We start from the raw sequence: 333 nt of genomic DNA on the forward strand, positions 1-333 counted from the left end.
CGCTCATCGTCTGATCTTTGTCGATGAAACAGGGACCAATACAAAGATGGTTCGCCTGCGCGGACGCAGTCAGAAAGGCCAACGCCTGAAAGCTGATGCGCCTTTCGGCCATTGGAAGACGCAGACTTTTATTGCCGGACTTCGCTCAACAGGTCTGACCGCACCATGGATCATTGATCGTCCCATGAACCGGGAAATCTTCGAGACATGGGTCGAAACTCAATTGGCACCGACCCTGAACCCCGGCGACGTGGTGATCATGGATAATCTATCCAGTCATAAAAGCCCTAAAGCTGAAAAAATGATCCGGGCAAAAGGCGCATGGCTTTTGTT

General features: G+C 51.4%; 1 protein-coding gene. It reads left to right on the forward strand.

Annotated features, from left to right (window positions below; translation table 11 throughout):
- Window positions 1-333 (forward strand): transposase (locus WH95_RS20190; RefSeq protein ID WP_046510255.1); only part of this gene is annotated, 333 nt, incomplete at both ends.

It is taken from the genome of Kiloniella litopenaei (assembly GCF_000982415.1).
Taxonomy (GTDB): Bacteria; Pseudomonadota; Alphaproteobacteria; order Kiloniellales; family Kiloniellaceae; genus Kiloniella; species Kiloniella litopenaei.